This window comes from Blastomonas sp. RAC04 (genome assembly GCF_001713435.1).
In the GTDB taxonomy this organism is placed as follows: Bacteria; Pseudomonadota; Alphaproteobacteria; order Sphingomonadales; family Sphingomonadaceae; genus Blastomonas; species Blastomonas fulva.
In genome coordinates, this window is sequence record NZ_CP016460.1 from 952,452 (window position 1) to 973,090 (window position 20,639).

Here is a 20,639-nt window from a genome sequence, read left to right on the forward strand (position 1 = left end):
GGGCTGACTGCTGCCGATTGACCGGCGCACCCAGCCCAAGATGGATTGAACCGAATTGACCATGTTCCAGACCTATCCCCTGCTTCCCCTGCGCGACATCGTGGTGTTCCCGCAGATGATCGTTCCGCTGTTCGTGGGCCGCGACAAGTCCGTCGCCGCACTCGAGCGGGCGATGGAGCAGGACAAGGAAATCTTCCTCGTCGCGCAGCTCGACCCGGCGCGGGACGATCCCGATCGTGACGATCTTTACGACATCGGCGTGATCGCCACCGTGCTCCAGTTGCTCAAGCTTCCCGATGGCACCGTCCGCGTGTTGGTCGAGGGCGGCGAACGTGCGCGTCTCAACCGGCTCGAGGTTACAGGCGACCATGTCCTGGCCGAGGTCGAGGCGTTACCCGCGCGCGCCGTCAGCGGCACCGATGTCAACGCGCTGATGCGTTCGGTGGTCGATCAGTTCGAAAACTATGCCAAGCTCAACAAGAAGATGCCCGCCGAAACCGCGGTGCAGCTGGCGGAGATCGATGATGCGTCCAAGCTCGCCGATGCGGTGGCTGCGAACATCGCGGTCAAGGTTGCCGACAAGCAGAGCCTGCTGACCGAGGATGACCCGGTCAAGCGTCTGGAGATGGTGTTCGGCTTCATGGAAGGCGAGCTCGGCGTGCTGCAGGTCGAGAAGAAGATCCGTGGCCGCGTCAAGCGCCAGATGGAGAAGACCCAGCGCGAATATTATCTCAATGAGCAGCTCAAGGCGATCCAGTCCGAGCTGGGCAATGGTGATGGTGACGATGGCAACGGTGTTGCCGAACTCGCCGCCAAGATCGAGAAGCTGAAGCTGTCCCCCGAAGCCAAGGCCAAGGCGACGTCCGAGCTCAAGAAGCTGCGCGGCATGGCGCCGATGTCAGCCGAAGCGACCGTGGTGCGCAACTATCTCGACGTGTTGCTGGGTCTGCCTTGGGGCAAGAAGTCGAAGCTCAAGAAGGACATCACCGAAGCGCAGAAGGTGCTCGACGATGACCATTTCGGGCTGGAGAAAGTCAAGGACCGGATCATCGAATATCTCGCCGTTCAGGCACGAACCAACAAGCTCAAGGGCCCGATCCTGTGCCTTGTCGGCCCTCCGGGCGTCGGCAAGACCTCGCTCGGCCGGTCGATAGCAAAGGCGACGGGCCGCGAGTTCGTGCGCCAGTCGCTCGGCGGCGTGCGCGACGAAGCGGAAATCCGCGGCCACCGCCGGACCTATATTGGCTCGCTTCCGGGCAAGATCGTCAACAATCTGAAGAAGGCAGGGACCAGCAATCCGCTGTTCCTGCTCGACGAGATCGACAAGCTTGGCCAGGATTTCCGCGGCGACCCGGCATCGGCGCTGCTTGAGGTCCTCGACCCCGAACAGAACGGCAAGTTCCAGGACCATTATCTGGAGATCGACATCGATCTTTCGGACATCATGTTCGTGACCACCGCAAACAGCCTGAACCTGCCGCAGCCTTTGCTCGACCGCATGGAGATCATCCGGCTCGAGGGCTATACCGAGGACGAGAAAGTCGAGATCGCCAAGCGGCACCTGATCGCCAAGCAGATCGAAGCGCATGGGCTGAAGGCGGGTGAGTTCGAGCTGACCGAAGAGGGCTTGCGCGACCTGATCCGCTATTACACCCGCGAGGCGGGCGTGCGCACGCTCGAGCGCGAAATCGCCCGGCTGGCGCGCAAGTCGCTGCGCCGGATCCTTGAAGGCAAGGACAAGGGCGTTGTCATCACCGGCGACAACCTCTCCGACTTCGCCGGGGTGCGCAAATATCGCCACGGCATCGGCGAGACCGAGAACGACATCGGTGCGGTGACGGGGCTTGCCTGGACCGAAGTGGGCGGCGAACTGCTGACCATCGAGGCGGTGACCGTGCCTGGCAAGGGCATGATCAAGACCACCGGCAAGCTTGGCGAGGTCATGCAGGAATCGGTGCAGGCGGCGTTCTCGTTCGTCAAGGCGCGGGCTCCTGCTTATGGTATCAAGCCCAGCCTCTTCGCGCGCAAGGATATCCATATCCACCTTCCCGAAGGTGCGGTCCCCAAGGATGGCCCGTCTGCGGGTATCGGCATGGTCACCTCGATCATCTCGACGCTCACCGGCAATGCTGTCCGCCGCGAGGTGGCGATGACTGGGGAGGTTACGCTCCGCGGCCGAGTACTGCCGATCGGCGGGCTCAAGGAAAAGCTGCTCGCGGCGCTGCGCGGGGGCATCACGACCGTGCTCATCCCGGCGGAGAACGAGAAGGACCTCGCCGAGATTCCGGAAAACGCCAAGCAGGGGCTGACCATCATTCCCGTGAGCCATGTCGACGAGGTGCTGCGTGTCGCCCTGGTCGATCCGCTGGTTCCGATCGAATGGACCGAGGCCGACGAACTGGCTGCGCAACCGCGAGTCGGCGGCAGCGATATCGCGGGCGGTGCGGTCACGCACTGAGCCTTACACCGGAGGCCGGGATGGTGCATTGCAGCATCCCGGCCTCCTGCGCTTCCAGCGGAAACATTACCGTAACATTGCGACAAAGTGCCCGGAAATGCGCGCTTTTCCCTTTGACACTTGGATTTAACTGGTTCTAACTCGGCACCCTCAAAGCCGCGATTCAGCTATATTCAACAATAATCAGGGGGTTCCCACGGCATGAACAAGAATGATCTCATTTCTGCAGTCGCTGATCAGAGCGGCCTCAGCAAGACCGACGCCAGCAAGGCGGTGGAAGCAGTGTTTGATTCGATCAGTGGTGCGCTTGCCAAGGGCAGCGAAGTCCGCCTGGTCGGCTTCGGCACGTTTTCCGTGAGCAAGCGCAAGGCATCGACCGGACGCAACCCGCGCACCGGCGAGAAGATGGAAATCAAGGCATCTACCCAGCCCAAGTTCAAGGCCGGCAAGGGCCTCAAGGATGCAGTCAACTGATCTGACGGGTGCTGGCTGACAGCACCCGCAACGAACGCAGACTTTGAGCGGGCAGGGGTCGCAAAGCCAATTACCCCCCCGTTGAATACCGACAGCTGAAAAGGCGGCGCAACCCTGTGCCGCCTTTTTTGCGTCAGCCATCGGTTGAGGAACGGCTAACGGTGACGCGGGGCGTTGGGCCGATCAGCCCGCCTTGCGGATGGCCGCGGTCACCTCGTTGGCGCGCGCGGTAGCCTCGCGCTCGATCGCCTGCCAGTCGCGGATATAGGCCGCAGCAAAGCCATTGATGCCCTTGCGCTGATACTGTTCGACATGCGCCAGTTCGTGCGCCCAGATCCAAACATTCTGCGTCAGCCGCTCGCTGGAGAACACCACCTGGCGGTTGAGCGCGACCGCGCCCTCGTCCATGTACTGCTCGGTCAGGAAGGTGCCCAGATCGACCCGGCCCGTCCCGATTGTCCAGCGGACCGAGCCGATCAGTTTCCGGTCGAAATAGGGTGCCAGGGTTTCCGCCATCGGCGCAGGGATGCTGCGCGCACCCGCGCGCGAGGATTGCGCCTCGGCATGACGGATCGCCTGGGCGAGAACCGGGGCGGTAACGCGCGCTGACCGCTGCACCAGACGACCGGACTCGCGCTGTGCCTGCGCTGCCACCCGCCGGGACGACTGGACGGATTGCTCGCCCAGCACTGCAAGCGCGCGGGCCACCCTGGGAGGCGGCGTCAGCATCTCTTCGCTCGGCCGTTCGATACAGCCACCCAGAGCCATCGCGCCCAGCCAGGCCAGCGATCCCGCTGCGATCTTCAATCCCTGCATGCGGGGACCGCTAGGCGATCCCTCATTGAGCCGCAAGACGGATCAGGGCCTCCGGTCCTTTCTCGAGACGGCTGTTGACCTTCCAGGTCAGCACCGATTTGCCTGCGACCGTGGTCGGGCCTTCTTCGGTGTTGTTGGTGAGCACGCCGCCATCGGCGGTGATGGTGAAGGTACCCTCGGGCTTGGGCTGTGCGGCCTTGGCCGGGCTTGCGGCTGCCCCGGCCATCGCGCCAAGTCCGGCCATGTCGCCTCCGGCCCCGCCACCCGAATAGGCGGGCGCCACCACCTTGACGTTGCCATCCTTGCGCCGGGTGATCGTCACGAACGGCATCACCGCGCCGCCACCATCAATCAGCGGAAAGGCAAAGCCCTGGCCGACGGTCCCGGTAATGGCATATTCGACATCGATGATGCGGTTGCCGCGATAGCGAACCGATTTCCAGCCTTCTTGCTTCTTGAGCTGGTCGACCAGTTCGGTGATGCTTTCATCACTGCCGAAATCGCCCATTCCGCCCATCTGGCCCATTCCTTCGCCATCCTTGTTCGCGGCCTGGGCTGCGTCGAAGTCCTTGCGCTGCTGCGATAGCTCGGCCGGCGTGCACTCGCGCTCGTCGGAGGTGGTCTCGTCATAGCACGGGCTGGCGGCAAACTCGGCCGGGGGAGACGACGTGTCGGTCACCACGATCTCGCCTGCATAAGTGAAGGTGAAGCTGCCATCGCGCTGCAGATCGAGCGTCGAGGTGAACTTGCCGGGTGAGAGCAGGCAACCGGCCAGCAGCAGCGGAATGGCCAGGGCCGCGATCAGGCGCATCATCTTCATTTCCGTGTCCCCTTCGGTGCGACCCGGTTTGAACATAAGCGTGATTATGCGGTGCCGGTCAGGCCGGGTCCAGCATGATCAGCGCTTCGGGTGCCTTTTTGGTGCGGGTGTTGATGCTCCATTGCAGAGTCTTCATCGCGCCCGATGCGACCGGCCCGTCATCGGTGTTGTTGGTCAGGATCTCGCCATCCGTCCGGATCGTGAAGGTGCCATCGGCCTTGGGCAGACCGGCAAACAGCTTGGCCTCCTCCTTGTTTTCCATCGATCCGATCGCCTGCAGCATCGGGATCAGCCCGCTCATGCCGCCGCCCAGAAAGCCGCCATCGCCCGATCCGGAAAAGCCGGGCGCATCGATCCGGACCGCACCATTGGCGCGCGCCGCGGCTATAATGAAAGGCGGCAGGCCTCTGGTCTTCTCGATCACCGGAAAGACATAGTCCTGGTCGATGCGGCCCGAGGCGGCATAGTCAACCACGAACAGCCCATCGCCCTTGTGGACGATTTCGCGCCAACCCTTCTGCTTCTTGATGCGCACGATGAACTCGTCGATCGCATCGGGCGAGCCGGGATCGATCCCGCCCATCAGCTCCTTGAACATGTCGATCATGCGCGCGTCCTCGGCCTTCTTGGCCGCGCGCTGGTCTTCCCATTCGCTCTTCTGCCGCTCGATCTCCGCCGCGGTGCATTCGCGCTCGATGGCCTCTTCGGTCCAGGCCTCCTCGTCCTGCAGATAGGCGGTCTTGAGCACCGCGCCATCGATCTGCGCCGGGTCGCCATAACAGGGATTGGGGATGAAATCGGTGCCCTTGCTGTCCATCGCGGCGCCCATCGCCACCAGTTGGGCAAGCCCCATCAGATGGATCTCGCCCTGATAGGCAAAGGTGAATCCGCCGCTGCGCATCACCGTCATGTCGGCGGTGAACTTGCCGGGCGACAAAAGGCAGCCGGTCAGCATCAAGGCCGCTGCGGCAGCCAACCATATCCGCGCTGCCATCTGCCCCCCAGGCCGCATCAGCCTTCTCCCCGGTCCATCCGAATCGCGTAGAGCGAGATCGCCGCCGCATTGGAGACGTTCAGGCTTTCCATCGCGCTGCTGATCGGCAGGCGGGCAAGCACGTCGCAATGGCCCGCGACATTGTGCCGCAACCCTTCGCCTTCTGCGCCCAGCACCAGCGCGATCGGGCCGGTGCCCAGCGTCTGCGCCAGAGTATCGCCTGCCTCGCCATCGAGCCCGATGCGCCAATAGCCGGCATCGGCCATTTCCTCGAGCGCGCGCGACAGGTTCACCACGCGCACCCAGGGGACGATCTCGAGCGCGCCCGATGCCGCCTTGGCCACGGTGCCCGATTCGGGCGGAGCGTGCCGGTCCTGTGTCACGATGGCCGCCGCGTCGAATGCCGCGGCGGAGCGGAAGATCGCGCCGACATTGTGCGGATCTGTGACCTGATCGAGCACGACGATCGGGCGAAGCGGATCGCCCGACAGCACATCGGCAAGCACCATGTCGTCGAGCGGTTCGACCTCGATCACCACACCCTGGTGCGGCGCATCTCGCGCGACCAGCCGCGCAAGATCGGCGACGTCGGCGAATTCGACCGGAACACCCTGCGGCAATTCCATGTCGGACAGCGCTTCGCGGGTGCCGCGAATCCATCGGATCTGCCGTTCGGGGTTGTTGAAGGCTGCTTCCACCGCATGGGTGCCCCAGAATCGGGGAAACTTGCCACCTTCAAGACCGGCCTTGCGATGCCGGTTGCGCGCGCCGCGCTTTGCCATAATTTTCGGTCTTTCTTGGGCGATCGGATCGCCGGGGATGATGATGCTGACGCTTTTCGTCCTGTCGGCATTGACAGGCAAGCGCGAATTGTTCAAGGGACCGCCTCTCGGCAAGAACGGCTCCCTCCAAGGGGCCAGCACACAGGGTTTCGACGTGTGGACAGGTGGCCGAGTGGTTAATGGCAGCAGACTGTAAATCTGCCCGCGAGAGCGTACGCTGGTTCGAATCCAGCCCTGCCACCACCCCTTTTGGCCGGTGCCAATTTCAAGCCAGTCCCGATGCGCCCTTGGCAATCAAGACCGGATTGGGCACAACGCGGCCATGATAGAAATCATCCGCATTCCCGCCCTTTCCGACAATTACATCTGGCTGGCGCACGATCCCGAGAGCGGCGAGACTGTCGTCATCGATCCCGCCGAGGCCGAGCCCGTGCTGGCGGCGGCTGCAGATCGTGGCTGGGCGATCACACAGATCTGGAACACGCACTGGCACCCCGATCATGTCGGCGGCAATGCCGCGATCAAGGCGGCGACCGGCTGCACCATCACCGGCCCTGCAGCGGAGAGCGATCGCATCTCGACGCTGGACGTGCTGGTCTCGGGTGGTGACGAGGTTCGCATGGGTAAGGTGCAAGCGGATGTCATCGATGTCCCTGCGCACACCAGCGGGCATATCGCTTATCATCTGCCCGAAGAGCACTGCATCTTCGTCGGCGACACGCTGTTTGCCATGGGTTGCGGGCGATTGTTCGAAGGCACGCCCGAACAGATGTTCGACAACATGACCCGGCTTGCGGCGCTGCCCGGCGATACCATGGTGTACTGCGCGCACGAATACACCCAGTCCAACGGGCGTTATGCGCTTGCGGCAGAGCCCGGCAATGCGGACATCGTCGCGCGCATGGCCAAGGTCGATGCGATGCGCTTGCGCGGCGAGGCCACCGTGCCAACCACCATCGCGCTGGAGCGCGCCACAAACCCGTTCATGCGCGCGGCCAGTGCTGCCGAACTCGCCGAACGGCGCGCCGCCAAGGACAGTTTCAGGGGCTGATCCGCTCGCCCCTTTCTTTGCAAAAGGTACCGAAATGACCCAAGCGTTCATCTGCGATGCCGTTCGCACCCCCATCGGGCGCTACGGCGGCGGGCTTGCGACCGTGCGGCCCGACGATCTGGCCGCCGTGGTGCTGCGCGCGCTGCTCAGCCGCAATGCCAGGCTCGATCCCGAAGGCATCGACGATGTGCTGATGGGATGCGCCAACCAGGCAGGCGAGGACAATCGCAACGTCGCGAGGATGGCGGCTTTGCTGGCAGGCCTCCCCGACAACGTTGGCGGGGGTACCATCAACCGTCTGTGCGGTTCGGGGCTGGATGCGGTTGGCTCTGCTGCACGCGCGATCCGCGCAGGCGATGCCGACATGATGATCGCAGGCGGCGTCGAAAGCATGACCCGCGCGCCCTTCGTGATGCCCAAGGCGGGCAGCGCCTTTGCGCGCGACAATGCGGTGTATGACACGACCATCGGCTGGAGGTTCGTCAACCCGCTGATGAAGGCGGTGCACGGCGTCGATTCGATGCCCGAGACCGCAGAGAATGTGGCCGACGATTTCGCCATCAACCGCGCCGATCAGGATGCGTTCGCGCTGCGCAGCCAGCAGCGTGCTGCCGCCGCTCAGGCGTCGGGTCGGCTTGCGGCCGAGATCGTTGCGGTGACCATCCCCCAGCGCAAGGGCGATCCGCTGATCATCGACACCGACGAGCATCCGCGCATGACGTCTATCGAGGCGCTGGCGGCCCTGAAGCCGATTGTCCGGCCCGCAGGCACGGTGACTGCGGGCAATGCGAGCGGGGTCAATGATGGCGCTGCGGCGCTGATCGTTGCGTCCGAAGCTGCGGCATCGCGCCATGGCCTTACTCCGCGTGCGCGCATCATCGGCACCGCCGTCGCCGGCGTGGCGCCACGGATCATGGGAATCGGCCCGGCGCCCGCGGTACAGAAGCTGCTCGCGCGCACCGGGGTCAGGCTGGCCGATGTCGATGTGATCGAGCTCAACGAGGCCTTTGCCGCGCAGGGGCTGGCCGTGCTGCGCCAGCTTGGCCTGCCCGACGATGCGGGCCATGTGAATCCCAATGGCGGAGCGATCGCGCTCGGCCATCCGCTGGGCATGTCGGGCGCGCGGCTGGCGCTGACCGCGACCGAAGAGCTCGACCGCACCGGCGGTCGCTATGCCATTGCCACCATGTGCATCGGCGTGGGGCAGGGCATCGCGATGCTGATCGAGCGGGTGTAGTCCGGCAATCCGGTTCGTCGCTGGCCGTCTCCGTCACGCCCGCACGCGCAGGCATGACGGGGACAGCCGTCTCGGCGGTATCAGTCCGCCGCAGCGATCTTGGGCACCGGCTGGAAGTTGCGCACGAACGCTTCGAGCAGGCGTACGCCATAGCCGGTCGATCCGGCGGCCTTGACGTCGCTCGCGCCGCCCCAGGCCATGCCCGCGATGTCGATATGCGCCCAGGGGGTTTCGGGTTTGACAAACGCGCCGATGAAATGCGCGCCCGCCCCCGCGCCGGCGCCGCTGGCCCCGGAGTTCTTGATGTCGGCGATGGTCGATTTGGTGTCTTCGGCATAGCTGGCGTGAAGCGGCATCCGCCACAGATCATCGCCGCTCGCCTCGCCCGCCTGCAGCAGCTGCGTCGCCAGCGGATCATGGCGGCTGAACATTCCGGCATAATCATCGCCAAGCGCGGTGACGATCGATCCGGTCAGCGTCGCCATGTCGACGATCGCAGCCGGGTTCAGCTTGGCATCGGCATAGGCCACTGCATCTGCCAGCACGAGCCGTCCCTCGGCATCGGTCGAGATGATCTCTATCGTCTTGCCGTTCATCGCCTGCAGCACATCGGCGGGGCGCACCGCATTGCCATCGGGCATGTTCTCGGACAGCGCGGCGATGGCGACGACATCGACCGGCGCGCGCGATTTCGACAGCGCCAGAACCGCGCCGACCACGCTGGCCGCGCCCGACATGTCGAACTTCATGTCGCCCATGCCGCCGCTGTTCTTGATCGAGATGCCACCGCTGTCGAAGGTGATGCCCTTGCCGGCGAGCACCACCGGCCCGGCAGATGACGCGCCGCGTCCGGTGTAGCGCACGATCAGCATGCGCGGCGGTCGCGCCGAACCCCGGCCCGATCCGAGGATCGAGCCCATCCCCAGCCGCTCCATCGCGGGCACATCGAGCGCCTCGATGCTGACGCCCGGCACCCCGGCAAAGGCTGCGCGGGTGCGTTCGACGAAGCTTTCGGGATAGATGACGTTGGCAGGCTCGTTGGAGAGGTCGCGGGCAAAGGCCATGGCCTCCACCAGCGCCTTGCCGCGGCCCTCATACAGCGCCCGCGCCGCGCCCGCCGTGTCGCCCACGATGACGGTACCCGCCATCGCTGCGGCATCGCGTGCCTTGGCCTGATACAGGTCGGAGCGGTATTCGCCGATGCCCATGCCGGTGGCGAGCTCGGCCACGGCCTCGGCAGGCAGTCCACCTGCCATCACGGTGAGCGGCCCCTTGTCCTTCATCAGCGCGCGTCCGGCCATCACGCCGAGCTTCTGGATCGCCGCAGGGCTCATGTCGGTTCCGGTGCTGACGACATGGATCCGGTCCCATCCGCCGATCCCGCGCAGCGACAGCGAGCCTTGGCCCTTGTAGTCGAACTCGGCGGCCTTGAGCGCGCGGGCGATGGCATCGCGTTCGGCATCGCTCAGCGCGCTGGCACGCGTGGCCAGATCGGCCTCGCCGGTCAGCGGCAGAACCAGCGTTCCTGCCATCTGCGCAGGCGCGGCGGCAAAGGTCACCGCGCGGTGCTGGGACTTGGCCGCCTTGAGCGTAAGAGATGGCGCGACCGCGTCGCTGCGGCCCTGCGCCAGGGCAGGAGAGGCGAACGCGGTTCCCGCGAGCGCAAACGACAGGGACGCGGCGATGGCTTTGCGAAAAGTGGACATGTCAGGGGCACCCTTTGATTTTGGTCTGCTATGCCTGCCATTTCAGCAGCTTGGCTGCGGGGCGGCAAGCCTTTATCCGGGCCGGAGCGACATCGGCCATTGCGCATGGCGGGTTGCCACCCCATTGTCGAAGCATGTTCAGCCCCATCGTCATCGCCGCCATCGCCTGGGCCGTCATTCTGGGCGGAGCGGGCGGCCTGCTGACCGAGATCGGTAGCTGGTACAAGAACCTGAAGAAGCCGAGCTGGCAGCCACCCGACTGGTTGTTCGGCCCGGCCTGGACGATCATCCTGGGGCTCGCCGCCTGGGCGCTGGTACTGGCGTGGAACGGCGCTGCGACCGACGCGGATCGCGGCATCATCATCGCGCTGTATGCTGCCAACTTCGTGTTCCACTTCCTCTGGTCGCCGCTGTTCTTCAAGCTGCACAGGCCAGACTGGGCGCAGATCGAGGTGGTGTTCCTCTGGTCGTCCGTGTTCGCAATGTGCATCTGGCTGCGGCCCTATTCGGTTCTCGCAAGCTGGCTGATCGTTCCGTACCTTGTCTGGGTCAGTTTCGCTTCGATTCTCAACGCGAAGATCGTCCAGTTGAACCGGCCGTTCGGGACAGCCAGCACATCCTGATTTGCAGCGGAGCGCCCAAAGCACTTTGCCTTTGGGCAAAATGTGTTAACTCTGCTTGACACTTTTCAAGGGGGTAACGTGACCGATCAGAAGACGCAGATCGTGGTTGTCGGCGGCGGGGCAGGCGGGCTTGAGCTGGTGCGCAGGCTGGGCAGCAAGTACGGACGCGACAAGCACGACATCATTCTGGTCGACCGCAATCAGACCCATATCTGGAAGCCGCTGCTGCACGAAGTCGCCGCCGGCTCGCTCGATGCCAATCTCGACGAAGTCGGCTATGGTGGGCACGCCGTACGCTGGGGCTATCGGTTCTTCAACGGCACGCTGGAGAGCATCGATCGCGACACCAAGCACATCACCACCGCGCCGCTGATCGACGATCAGGGCCGCGAGGTGATCGGCCGCCACAAGATCCGCTACGATTATCTGGTGCTGGCCTTTGGCGGCGTCTCCAATGATTTCGGTACGCCGGGCGTGCGCGAACACGCGCAGTTCCTCGAGCATCGCGCGCAGGCCGACAGCTTCCGTCAGCGGCTGCTCAATGCGTGTCTGCGCGCCAACCACGAACACAACACCGGCAATGCCGACGCGCGCGTGCGTATCTGCATTATCGGCGGCGGAGCGACAGGGGTGGAGCTTTCCGCCGAGCTCTACAACGCCGCCAAGGCGCTCAGGAATTACGGGCTGGAGGTGTTCGACGAGAGCAAGCTCGAGGTGACACTGGTCGAGGCGGGGCCGCGCATCCTGCCGCAGATCGATGCCGAGCTGGCCGGGGTGGCCAAGCACGAACTCGAGCAGTTGGGCGTCAGCGTCCGCGAGAACACGCAGGTCGTCAGCGTTGCCGAGCATTCGGTGGAGACCAAACAGGGCGAGGTCATCCCCGCCGATCTGATCGTCTGGGCCGCCGGGGTGAAGGGCGCCGATGGCGTCAACGAGATGAGCGATCTCGAGCTCAACCGCCTTGGCCAGTTCGTGGTCAAGCCGACGCTGCAGACGACGTTGGACGACCATATCTTCGCACTGGGCGACTGCGCCTCGTGCACATTGCCGGGCGAGGAGCGCCCCATCCCGCCGCGCGCGCAATCCGCGCACCAGATGGCGAGCCACATCTTCGACAATCTCTGCCGGGTGCAGACGGGCAAGCCGCTAAAGGACTTCGTCTACAAGGACCATGGCTCGCTGGTGTCATTGAGTCGATTCTCGACCGTCGGCAGCCTGATGGGCAACCTTGTCGGCGGGCGCATGGCGGTGGAGGGCCGGCTGGCGCGCTGGGCCTACCAATCGCTCTATCGCATGCACCTGATCGCGATCCATGGCTGGTGGCGCGGCGTCTCGCTGATCGTCATCGGCCATGTGAACCAGATCGTCCGGCCGAAGCTGAAGCTGCATTAAAGATCGGGCTGGGGCGGACATGGCTGCCCGTTCCGGCTCGGCTTAAGCCGAGCGGCGCTCGAAATTGGTATAAGTCAGCTGCAAAGCCCTCCTTTCGGCACACGCTTAGGTGTCGTTCCTTGCGCCAACCTTCATGTCACACATAAGGATCCGGAGCACCAAGGAGAGCACGGGCCGCATCGTGGAAGTGCTCTATCGAGGGCTCCTTCAACTGGAAGCTGTGCAACGGTTCCTTGCCCTCGATTGGCACGAGTTCGAAATTTCCGCTCTCCAGCAGGCCTGCGATCCATTCGAGGAACTGCCCGAGCGATTGCGCGAGCACGACCTTCACCTCTTCATCACGCCCGAAGATGATGACCTGGCCAACCCTGCCTGCCGGCCAGGGATCAAAATCGAGGCCTATGCTGTTACCTCCGCCGTCGCCGGTCAACGGTAGCCACCGAAGATTGATATAGGCCGGGTCCACTGCGCCTTCGGGCCAGGATCCGCCGGGAATAGCGTAAGCGTCGCCGTCGATTCCCTCGAGCGCATCCTGCCACGACTGGTGCTCTGCCATAACCTGGTGCAGCGGCAATAAGGGGAGGCCATAGATGTGGCCCGAAATTGCGTCATTTTCTCCGTCGTGCCAGCGGTAGAGATCGCGGTACGACTGAGGCAGCTTCAGACCCATCAATTGCTCGATCTCGTCGATCTGAGCTTCGGTCGCTGGTGGATTGAACCCATGTTGGGGCAGCGGCAGGTTGGCCGCGAACCAGGCATCAAGCCGCGCAAGCACCGGCGCGATGTCCTCTTCAAGCATCGGCTTCGGGTTGCCAGCGGGGCGTTCGGGAATATCAGTCATTTCCGTCATGATCCTTCTGTTGTGCCGACGCGTGCCGAAGGCTTCACGCAGCAGCCCGCCAAGCGCGAGCATACCAACAGCCAGGCCGCCGATCAGCAGGTTGCGTCTTGTTCGATCCATGTCCTTTCACGCTGCTCAAATGCGGGCAATTGCCCCCGTTAAAACAATTCCCCCTGCATCCCGTCGGCAGGCGCGCGGAACCCCTCGACCGACAGCTTCCATGCATGACAGTTCAGTCCCGCGCGCTTGAGCGCGATGCGAAAGCGGGCGCGGATCAGCTCGGCCCAGGGGCCTTGCCCGCGCATCCGTGTCCCGAAATCGGGGTCATTGTCGCGCCCGCCGCGCATGTCCTGGATGATGCTCATCACCTTGCTAGCGCGGTCGGGGAAATGGGCGTCGAGCCAGGCGCGAAAGAGAGGCGCGACCTCGTGCGGCAGGCGGACCGGGATGAACGAGGCCGACAGCGCGCCCGCCCCGGCCCCGGCGGCGACCACCGCCTCTATCTCGTGGTCGGTGATGGCGGGGACCACCGGCGAGACGTTCATGTGCACTGGGATGTCGCGATCTGCCAGCGCGCGGATCGCCGCCAGCCGTTTGCGCGGGCTTGCGGCGCGTGGCTCCAGCGTGCGCGCAATTGCCCCGTCTAGCGTCGTCACCGACAGCGCGATCGCCACCAGATCGTGCCGCGCCATCTCTGCCAGCAGATCGATGTCGGCCAGCACCCGGTCCGACTTTGTGGTGATCGCCACTGGATTGCGCGCCTCGAGGCACACTTCGAGGATCGAGCGGGTGATGCGGTACTCGGCCTCGATCGGCTGATAGGGATCGGTGTTGGTGCCCAGCGCGATGACCTTGGGGACATAGCCCGGCTTGCGCAGCGTCGCGCGCAGCAGCTTTGCCGCATCGGGCTTGGCGAACAGGCGGCTTTCGAAATCGAGCCCCGGCGACAGGTCGAGCCAGGCGTGCGTGGGCCGCGCATAGCAATAGATGCAGCCATGCTCGCAGCCGCGATAGGCATTCACCGACTGGTCGAACGGCAGATCGGGCGAGGTGTTGCGTGACAGGATCGAGCGCGGATGCTCGATGGTGACCGTGGTCCGCAGCGGGGGAGGGGTGTCGTCGACCGATACTAGCGCATCGAGCCAGTCGCCGTCGACCTGCCGCTCAGGCAATCGGAATCGCCTGGATTCCAGATTGAGCGGGGCACCGCGGCCTTTGGGTGACGGTAGGTTCGCCATGGGCATGATATGAAACAAAACAGGAACAATTGCAAGCGCCGAGGATCGGCCAACTGTTCATCGCGTCTGAAGGCAATCGCCGGGGCGTTTGCCTTGCCATAGCCCGGTGGGGATGCTCTGAAGGTTCGATGCTGACTGTTCCCCTCCCCATCGCGCTGCTGGTCATCGGCACCCTGTTGCTGACCACGGTGATGGCGGGCACGCTGACCAGCCGCTTCGGTCTTCCCGCCTTGATCGGATTTCTGGGGCTCGGGATGCTCGCCGGGGTCGACGGACCCGGTGGCATCGCGTTCAACGATTATGTGCTGACGCAAGGGGTTGGCGTGGCCTGCCTCATCTTCATCCTGTTTTCCGGTGGAATGGACACCAGCTGGCAGGCGGTAAAGCGGATGGTGCGGCCTGCATTGGTGCTGGCGACCTTCGGGGTGCTGATCAGCGCGCTGATCACTGCAAGCGCTGCGGTGCTGCTGCTCAAGTTCACCTGGTTCCAGGGGTTCCTGCTGGGGTCTGTGGTCGCATCGACCGATGCCGCGGCAGTGTTCGCCATCCTGCGCTCGACCGGGCTCGATCTGGAAGGCGATGTGCCTGCGTTGATCGAGCTCGAATCGGGAACCAACGATCCGATGGCGATCTTCATGGTCGGCGCGGCCCTGCTGTTCATCGCCCAGCCGGGCGCGTCGCCGCTGGGGCTGCTGCCCGATTTTGCCGGGCAGATGGCGATGGGCGTGGTGATCGGGCTTGGCATCGGCTGGCTGCTGCCCGAGCTTTTGAAGCGCAAGCATTATCGCAGCAGCGGCTTGGCGTTCGTGATCTCGATCGCCGCTGCGCTGATCGCCTATGGGCTGGCCGAAGTGATCGGAGGCAACGGGTTCCTTGCGGCCTATATCGCCGGGCTGGTCGCGGGCAACCGCAGCTATGCCGCGCGGCGGATCATCTCGACCTTCCAGGATGGCCTCGCGTGGCTGGGGCAGGTGGTGATGTTCCTGACGCTGGGACTGCTGGTGGCGCCCACCAATCTGGTCGACGTGATCGTGCCCGGGCTTGGCATCACCTTCGTATTGATGCTGGTCGCGCGTCCGGTCAGCGTGTTCATCTGCCTTGCCCCGTTCCGTTCGCTCGACTGGCGCGCCAAGCTCTTCGTGTCCTGGGCGGGGCTGCGCGGCGCGGTGCCGATCGTGCTCGCGACCTTCCCGATGGTGGCGGGCGTGCCGGGCGCGTTCACGATCTTCAACATCGTGTTCTTCGTGGTGCTGTTGTCGAGCGTGATCCAGGGGCCGAGCATGAAATGGGTGGCCAAGCGCCTGGGGATCGGCGCGAATGACAAGCCGCGATCGGCGCTGCTCGCCATCAAGGCGCCCTGAGCTGCGCTTATTTCTCGCGCAGCCTCGGCATCAGTTCGATGAAATTGCAGGGGCGGTTGCGGCTGTCGAGCTGCTCGTCGAGAATACCGTTCCAGCCATCCTTCACCGCCCCGTTCGATCCGGGCAGGGCGAAGATATAGGTACCGCGCGACAGCACCGCGCACGCCCTTGATTGCACCGTGCTGGTGCCGATGGTCTTGTAGCTCAGCCAGCGGAACAGCTCGCCAAAGCCCGGAATGTCCTTTTCCTTCACCCGGTCGAGCGCCTCTGGGGTGATGTCGCGCCCGGTCAGGCCCGTGCCCCCGGTGGAGATGATCGCGTCGATCTCCGGATCGTCAATCCAGTTGTTGAGCCGGCTGACCAGTGCGCCGACATCGTCGCGCTCGATCGCGCGGGTGATCAGTCGATGGCCCTTGGCCTTGATCAGACCGGCAAGGATATCCCCCGACGTGTCGTCGGCAGCGGTGCGCGTGTCCGATATCGTCAGCAGCGCGATGTTGATGGGCTTGAAGACCCGGGATTCGTCGATGGCCATCGCTTAGTTATTGTAGGTCGTGCCGACGCGCACAAGCTCCATTCCGCCTGCGTGCGGGAAACGCGGCCACATGCCCTGCGCGAGCCCCTGCGCGCTCTTGGATGTCACCCCCGCCTGCTTCTCGTACATCCAGTAGTTGCGCAGGATGATGCCGACATAGGCGCGGGTTTCCCAATAGGGGATCGATTCGATGAACAGCAGCGGATCGCCATTGTCCTTGACCTTGGAATTCCAGCGGCTGACCGGCAGCGGACCAGCATTATAGGCCGCGATGATCTTGGGCAGCAGGCCCTGAGTTTCGGGACGGTCGCGCAGGAATTCGAGGTAGCGCTGGCCATATTCCAGGTTGATCGCCGGCTGATAGAGCTGGCTGGCGTCAAGCGACTGGCCGCGAGCGCGCGCCATGTCCTGCGCAGTGCCGGGGCGGACCTGCATCAGCCCGCGTGCATCTGCAGGGCTGCGCGCATCGCTGCGGAAGTTCGATTCCTGCAAGGTGTGCGCATAGACCAAAGCAGGGTCGACCCGCCATCCATCCAGCGGCACCCAGCGCGGCGAGGGGAAACGGGCAAAGCTGTCGGGGCGGCTGCCCTGCGGCCCGTTGTGCGCCAGCCACATCTGGGTCTGCGGCATCGAAAGGTCACGTGCCAGCCGCAGCAGCGCATCGTGCGTGCTGTCGCCTGCGATCTGGGCTTCGTGGCGCAGCACCTGATCGGCCAGCGTCGATTCGCCGATCTGGCCCAGCGCGATGGCGCGCCGCACATTGGCGCGGTCCTTCAGCTGCTTCCAGTCGCTGTCGTTGAAATCGGGAGCGCGCACGGTGGTGCCCGCCATGCCCAGCTGTTCGGTTGCCAGCACGCCATAAAGCGTTTCGCCATACTGGCTCGCTGCACGCAGATTGGCCTGGACCAGATCGGGGCGACGGCAGCGCGTCGCGGCGCGCGATGCCCAGTAATAGCCCGCAGCGCGGAGCTCCTCGTTCCAGGCATTGGCAGCGGCGCCTTCGAAGCCCTGCAGCGCGGCGGTGCAGTTGCCCAGTCGCCATCCGGCAAGGCCGGCCGTCCAGTGCGCTTCACCCACCCAGTCGCCAGCGCCATTGGCGGCAGCCCGGGCCAGGTCGAGCGCTTCGTCGTCGCGGTTCTCGATGTAATAGGACCACGCCACCCGCTGCTGCAGCTCGGTGCGCGCATGCGGGCTGAGCGGATCGGGGTATTCCGAAAGCGCGGCGGCGGCGCCGGCGGGGTCGTCTGCAACGATCCGCTCCTGGATGAGGGCGGCAAGCGCGGATGGCACCGTGCCATCGGAGATGCTGCGGGGCTTGCCGCGACGGGTCACGCCGGCAAAGCTGGCCATCTTCACCGTCATCGGTCGATCGGGCAGGATCGTCGCGCCGCGCTTGGTGGCAAGACCGGCCAGACGTTCGGCGTGCGGGAGTTCGGGCGCTGCGTTGAGCAGGCTCAGCAGCGGACCCATCTCGACCCGGGGGGAGTTGGCCGCCAGAAACAGTTCGGCGCGCGCGATGTCGTGCAGCAGCCCCTTGTCGCGGCTGTCGAGCAGCTCGGCTGCCCGCGACCAGTTCTGGCCGCGGATCGCGCCGAAGACCTCGGCATAGAACTGGCGGTCCGAAGACGACAGCTGTTCGGGCACCTGCGTCTTGGCGACGCGATCGGAAAAATAGCTGTAGGACGAGGTTTCGGCCCACACAGGCTGGTTGGCCATCACAAGCGCGCCCGCGGCGATCATCCATGCTTTCTTGCGCAAAATTCTACTCCACAAGCAGCAATTGCCAGCTTTGCCACGCCATGGCCTTCTCCTGCGCGATGCGATGAAACATCAGGCTGGGCTTGCGCATGACAACCGTTTTGACAGTTCCGCCACCATGGTTAAGAAAATGTAAAACTGGTGGCTTTTGCGATGGATCGTGTCCCAGCAGCGCTCTGGCGGTGTCTCCGCCTGCAACCACCAGCAATTCGGGCTGCACAAGCGCGATATGATGCAGCGCGATCCGGCGCCAAGCATCGACATGCTCGGCCGCTGCCCTGCCGTCGAGCACGACCCGCGGAAAATAGGATGCGCGGTACAGGGTCTCGGGCGCAAAGCCCGCCGCCGCGGCGATATTGCCGATCAGTTTGCCCGCTTTGCCCGAAAGGACCGTGGTTTCGTCGTCACGCTCTGGCGCCGCGGTGATCACCATGACCTTGGCGCCCACCACCCCATGCGGCGCAAGACAGCCGCCATCGCCTCCATCGGGACCAAGCGCTCCCTCGCTCCATGCCTGCTGGAACGCTGTGAGATCATCGGGCAGCGCAACCGTGATCGCTGGCGCGGGCTTGGGCTGCGCTGCGACCGCTGCCGGGCGGGGAGGGGACGACACCGGAGATTGGGATATCAGCGGCGCAACGCTGCGCGTCTGTGGTGCCGGATCGTCCGCCAGCCAGTCGTTGGGGCTCTCGGTATAGTCCCATTCGACCCCGGCCAGCTGCCACCAATCGACCAGGCTTTGGGCCAGCTTCAGCTCATCGCTCATCGCACAAAGCACGATCGCCCGACGCCAAAGCGGGTTGACTTGCGCCACGCGGCACTATTGGAGAGGAACGGAAGGTCCATTGCATTTGTCCTTATGGCATAGGACCGGTCCTGAGCAACGGGGAACGAACGATGAGTGAACGCGAATCCATGCCTTTTGACGTCGTGATTGTCGGCGCAGGCCCTGCTGGCCTTGCTGCGGCGATCCGGCTCAAACAGCTGGCTGCGGAAAACAACGCGGAAATCGAAGTCTGCGTCATCGAGAAGGGCTCGGAAGTCGGCGCGCACATTCTTTCGGGCGCGGTGATCGACCCGCGCGCGCTCGACGAGCTGCTCCCCGACTGGCGTGAGCAGGGCTGCCCGATGGCGGAAACCCCGGTGACCGAGAACCATCACTGGGTGCTCAGCAAGTCCGGCAAGTTCGCGATTCCGCATCTGGCGACTCCCGGATTCATGCACAACAAGGGCACCTATACCGGCAGCCTGGGCAATCTGTGCCGCTGGCTTGCTGAAAAGGCCGAAGAGCTCGAAGTCCAGATTTTCCCGGGCTTTGCCGCCGCGGAGATCCTGTACAACGAGGATGGCTCGATCAAGGGTGTCGCCACCGGCGATATGGGGATCGGTCGGGACGGCGAGCACAAGGCCGATTACACGCCCGGTCTCGAGCTGCACGCACGCTACACCTTCTTTGCCGAAGGCGCGCGCGGCCATCTTACCAAGATCCTCAAGCGCCAGTTCGATCTGGAAGCCAATTGCGAGCCGCAGACCTACGGTATCGGCCTCAAGGAGCTGTGGGACATCGACCCCAAGAAGCACGTCCCGGGCCGTGTGATCCACACCCAGGGCTGGCCGCTCGACGATGCCTGGGGCGGGGGCTTCCTGTATCACCAGGCCAATGGCCAGGTCGCGCTGGGCTTCGTGGTGGCGCTGTCGTACCAGAACCCGCATCTGTCGCCGTTCCAGGAGTTCCAGCGCTGGAAGCTGCACCCCGAAATCCGCGCAATCCTGGAAGGTGGGAAGCGCGTTTCGTACGGCGCGCGTGCGATCAACGAGGGCGGCTGGCAGTCGGTGCCCAAGCTTGCCTTCCCGGGCGGCGCGCTGATCGGATGCAGCGCGGGCTTCGTCAACGTGCCGCGTATCAAGGGCAGCCATACCGCAATGAAATCGGGCATGCTCGCCGCCGAAAGCGCCTTCCGCGCGATCCAGGCGGATCGCAGTTCGGATGAACTGGCGGATTATCAGGAAACGCTCAACGCCAGCTGGATCGCCGAAGAGCTCAAGAAGGTCCAGAATGTCGAGCCGCTGGTCGACAAGTTCGGCGGCACCATGGGCACGGTGTTAGCGGGGATCGACATGTGGATGCGCCAGCTGCGCATCGGCCTTCCGATCACCATGAAGCACGACCCCGACTACAAGCACATGGGCCGGGCGGACATGTACCGGAAGCCTGATTATCCAAAACCCGACGGCGTGATCACCTTCGACCGGCTGTCCTCGGTGTTCCTGTCGAACACCAATCACGAGGAGGACCAGCCGGTCCACCTCCAGCTGAAGGATCCGGCGTTGCCGGTGACGTACAACCTGCCGTTGTACGACGAGCCGGCACAGCGTTACTGCCCGGCTGGGGTGTACGAGATCGTCGGCGAGGAAGAAGGCAACCCGCGCTTCCAGATCAACGCGCAGAACTGCGTCCACTGCAAGACCTGCGACATCAAGGAAATGAGCCAGAACATCAACTGGGTGGTCCCCGAAGGCGGCGGCGGCCCGAACTATCCGAACATGTGATGT

General features: G+C 64.4%; 18 protein-coding genes and 1 tRNA gene. 9 read left to right on the top strand and 10 right to left on the bottom strand.

Annotation, left to right across the window (positions count from 1 at the left end):
* Positions 1-61: 61 nt before the first annotated feature.
* Both lon and BSY18_RS05650 read left to right on the top strand, forming a co-directional pair.
* Complete coding sequence (gene lon / locus BSY18_RS05645) at positions 62-2,458, top strand: endopeptidase La (RefSeq protein WP_069049936.1); 2,397 nt, start codon at positions 62-64, stop codon at positions 2,456-2,458.
* 201 nt (positions 2,459-2,659) lie between these two features.
* A complete protein-coding gene (locus tag BSY18_RS05650) occupies positions 2,660-2,932 on the top strand; it encodes an HU family DNA-binding protein (RefSeq protein ID WP_054132945.1) in 273 nt (90 codons plus the stop codon).
* Between the two features lie 183 nt (positions 2,933-3,115).
* On the opposite strand, the gene BSY18_RS05655 is transcribed toward BSY18_RS05650, so the two are convergent.
* The 4 genes from BSY18_RS05655 to rlmB are packed head-to-tail and all read right to left on the bottom strand — an operon-like array spanning position 3,116 to position 6,344.
* Positions 3,116-3,748, bottom strand: coding sequence for an eCIS core domain-containing protein (locus BSY18_RS05655; RefSeq protein ID WP_069049937.1), 633 nt, complete (start codon positions 3,746-3,748; stop codon positions 3,116-3,118).
* A 22-nt stretch (positions 3,749-3,770) separates the two neighbouring features.
* Positions 3,771-4,568 (bottom strand): hypothetical protein, encoded by a 798-nt coding sequence (locus BSY18_RS05660; RefSeq protein WP_150126215.1) that lies wholly within the window; start codon positions 4,566-4,568, stop codon positions 3,771-3,773.
* Between the two features lie 58 nt (positions 4,569-4,626).
* Positions 4,627-5,562, bottom strand: coding sequence for a hypothetical protein (locus tag BSY18_RS05665; protein ID WP_069049939.1), 936 nt, complete (start codon positions 5,560-5,562; stop codon positions 4,627-4,629).
* A 17-nt stretch (positions 5,563-5,579) separates the two neighbouring features.
* Positions 5,580-6,344 carry a 23S rRNA (guanosine(2251)-2'-O)-methyltransferase RlmB gene (gene rlmB, locus BSY18_RS05670; RefSeq protein ID WP_069051728.1) on the bottom strand — a complete coding sequence of 255 codons (765 nt, stop codon included), beginning with the start codon at positions 6,342-6,344 and terminating at the stop codon, positions 5,580-5,582.
* Between the two features lie 158 nt (positions 6,345-6,502).
* Between rlmB and BSY18_RS05675 the strand changes: the two genes are divergently transcribed.
* The 3 genes from BSY18_RS05675 to pcaF all read left to right on the top strand — a co-directional run bounded on the left by BSY18_RS05675 (position 6,503) and on the right by pcaF (position 8,632).
* Positions 6,503-6,587, top strand: a tRNA-Tyr gene (locus tag BSY18_RS05675).
* A gap of 79 nt (positions 6,588-6,666) precedes the next feature.
* A complete protein-coding gene (gene gloB, locus BSY18_RS05680; protein ID WP_069049940.1) occupies positions 6,667-7,395 on the top strand; it encodes a hydroxyacylglutathione hydrolase in 729 nt (242 codons plus the stop codon).
* Positions 7,396-7,429: 34 nt separating this feature from the next.
* Entirely contained in the window at positions 7,430-8,632 is a 1,203-nt protein-coding gene (gene pcaF, locus BSY18_RS05685; protein WP_069049941.1) for a 3-oxoadipyl-CoA thiolase, read from the top strand.
* A gap of 80 nt (positions 8,633-8,712) precedes the next feature.
* Here the strand turns inward: pcaF and BSY18_RS05690 are convergent, their stop codons facing one another.
* The gene (locus BSY18_RS05690) at positions 8,713-10,338 is read right to left on the bottom strand and encodes a leucyl aminopeptidase family protein (RefSeq protein WP_069049942.1); all 1,626 of its coding nucleotides are present in this window, start codon (positions 10,336-10,338) and stop codon (positions 8,713-8,715) included.
* Between the two features lie 134 nt (positions 10,339-10,472).
* Here BSY18_RS05690 and BSY18_RS05695 point away from each other — a divergent pair, with 134 nt between their 5' ends.
* Together BSY18_RS05695 and BSY18_RS05700 are read left to right on the top strand one after the other, a co-directional pair.
* Positions 10,473-10,961, top strand: a complete 489-nt coding sequence (locus BSY18_RS05695; protein ID WP_069049943.1) for a TspO/MBR family protein — start codon at positions 10,473-10,475, stop codon at positions 10,959-10,961.
* A 78-nt stretch (positions 10,962-11,039) separates the two neighbouring features.
* On the top strand, positions 11,040-12,353 hold the full coding sequence (locus BSY18_RS05700) for an NAD(P)/FAD-dependent oxidoreductase (RefSeq protein WP_069049944.1): 1,314 nt from the start codon (positions 11,040-11,042) through the stop codon (positions 12,351-12,353).
* A 136-nt stretch (positions 12,354-12,489) separates the two neighbouring features.
* On the opposite strand, the gene BSY18_RS05705 is transcribed toward BSY18_RS05700, so the two are convergent.
* Positions 12,490-13,314, bottom strand: a complete 825-nt coding sequence (locus BSY18_RS05705) for an SMI1/KNR4 family protein (protein ID WP_083231325.1) — start codon at positions 13,312-13,314, stop codon at positions 12,490-12,492.
* Positions 13,315-13,352: 38 nt separating this feature from the next.
* Positions 13,353-14,432: a PA0069 family radical SAM protein gene (locus BSY18_RS05710; RefSeq protein ID WP_069049945.1), complete on the bottom strand. Its 1,080-nt coding sequence runs from the start codon at positions 14,430-14,432 to the stop codon at positions 13,353-13,355.
* A 128-nt stretch (positions 14,433-14,560) separates the two neighbouring features.
* On the opposite strand from BSY18_RS05710, the gene BSY18_RS05715 reads away from it, so the two are divergent.
* A complete protein-coding gene (locus BSY18_RS05715; protein ID WP_054132934.1) occupies positions 14,561-15,793 on the top strand; it encodes a potassium/proton antiporter in 1,233 nt (410 codons plus the stop codon).
* A gap of 7 nt (positions 15,794-15,800) precedes the next feature.
* Here BSY18_RS05715 and moaB read toward each other — a convergent pair whose 3' ends face one another.
* Genes moaB through BSY18_RS05730 form a run of 3 tightly spaced genes read right to left on the bottom strand, consistent with a single transcriptional unit; the run spans position 15,801 to position 18,852 of the window.
* Complete coding sequence (moaB, locus tag BSY18_RS05720) at positions 15,801-16,328, bottom strand: molybdenum cofactor biosynthesis protein B (RefSeq protein ID WP_054132933.1); 528 nt, start codon at positions 16,326-16,328, stop codon at positions 15,801-15,803.
* Positions 16,329-16,331: 3 nt separating this feature from the next.
* A complete protein-coding gene (locus tag BSY18_RS05725) occupies positions 16,332-18,086 on the bottom strand; it encodes a lytic transglycosylase domain-containing protein (RefSeq protein ID WP_171900181.1) in 1,755 nt (584 codons plus the stop codon).
* 4 nt (positions 18,087-18,090) lie between these two features.
* On the bottom strand, positions 18,091-18,852 hold the full coding sequence (locus tag BSY18_RS05730; RefSeq protein WP_069049947.1) for a uracil-DNA glycosylase family protein: 762 nt from the start codon (positions 18,850-18,852) through the stop codon (positions 18,091-18,093).
* 131 nt (positions 18,853-18,983) lie between these two features.
* Here BSY18_RS05730 and BSY18_RS05735 point away from each other — a divergent pair, with 131 nt between their 5' ends.
* Positions 18,984-20,636 (top strand): electron transfer flavoprotein-ubiquinone oxidoreductase, encoded by a 1,653-nt coding sequence (locus BSY18_RS05735; protein ID WP_069049948.1) that lies wholly within the window; start codon positions 18,984-18,986, stop codon positions 20,634-20,636.
* Positions 20,637-20,639: the final 3 nt, after the last annotated feature.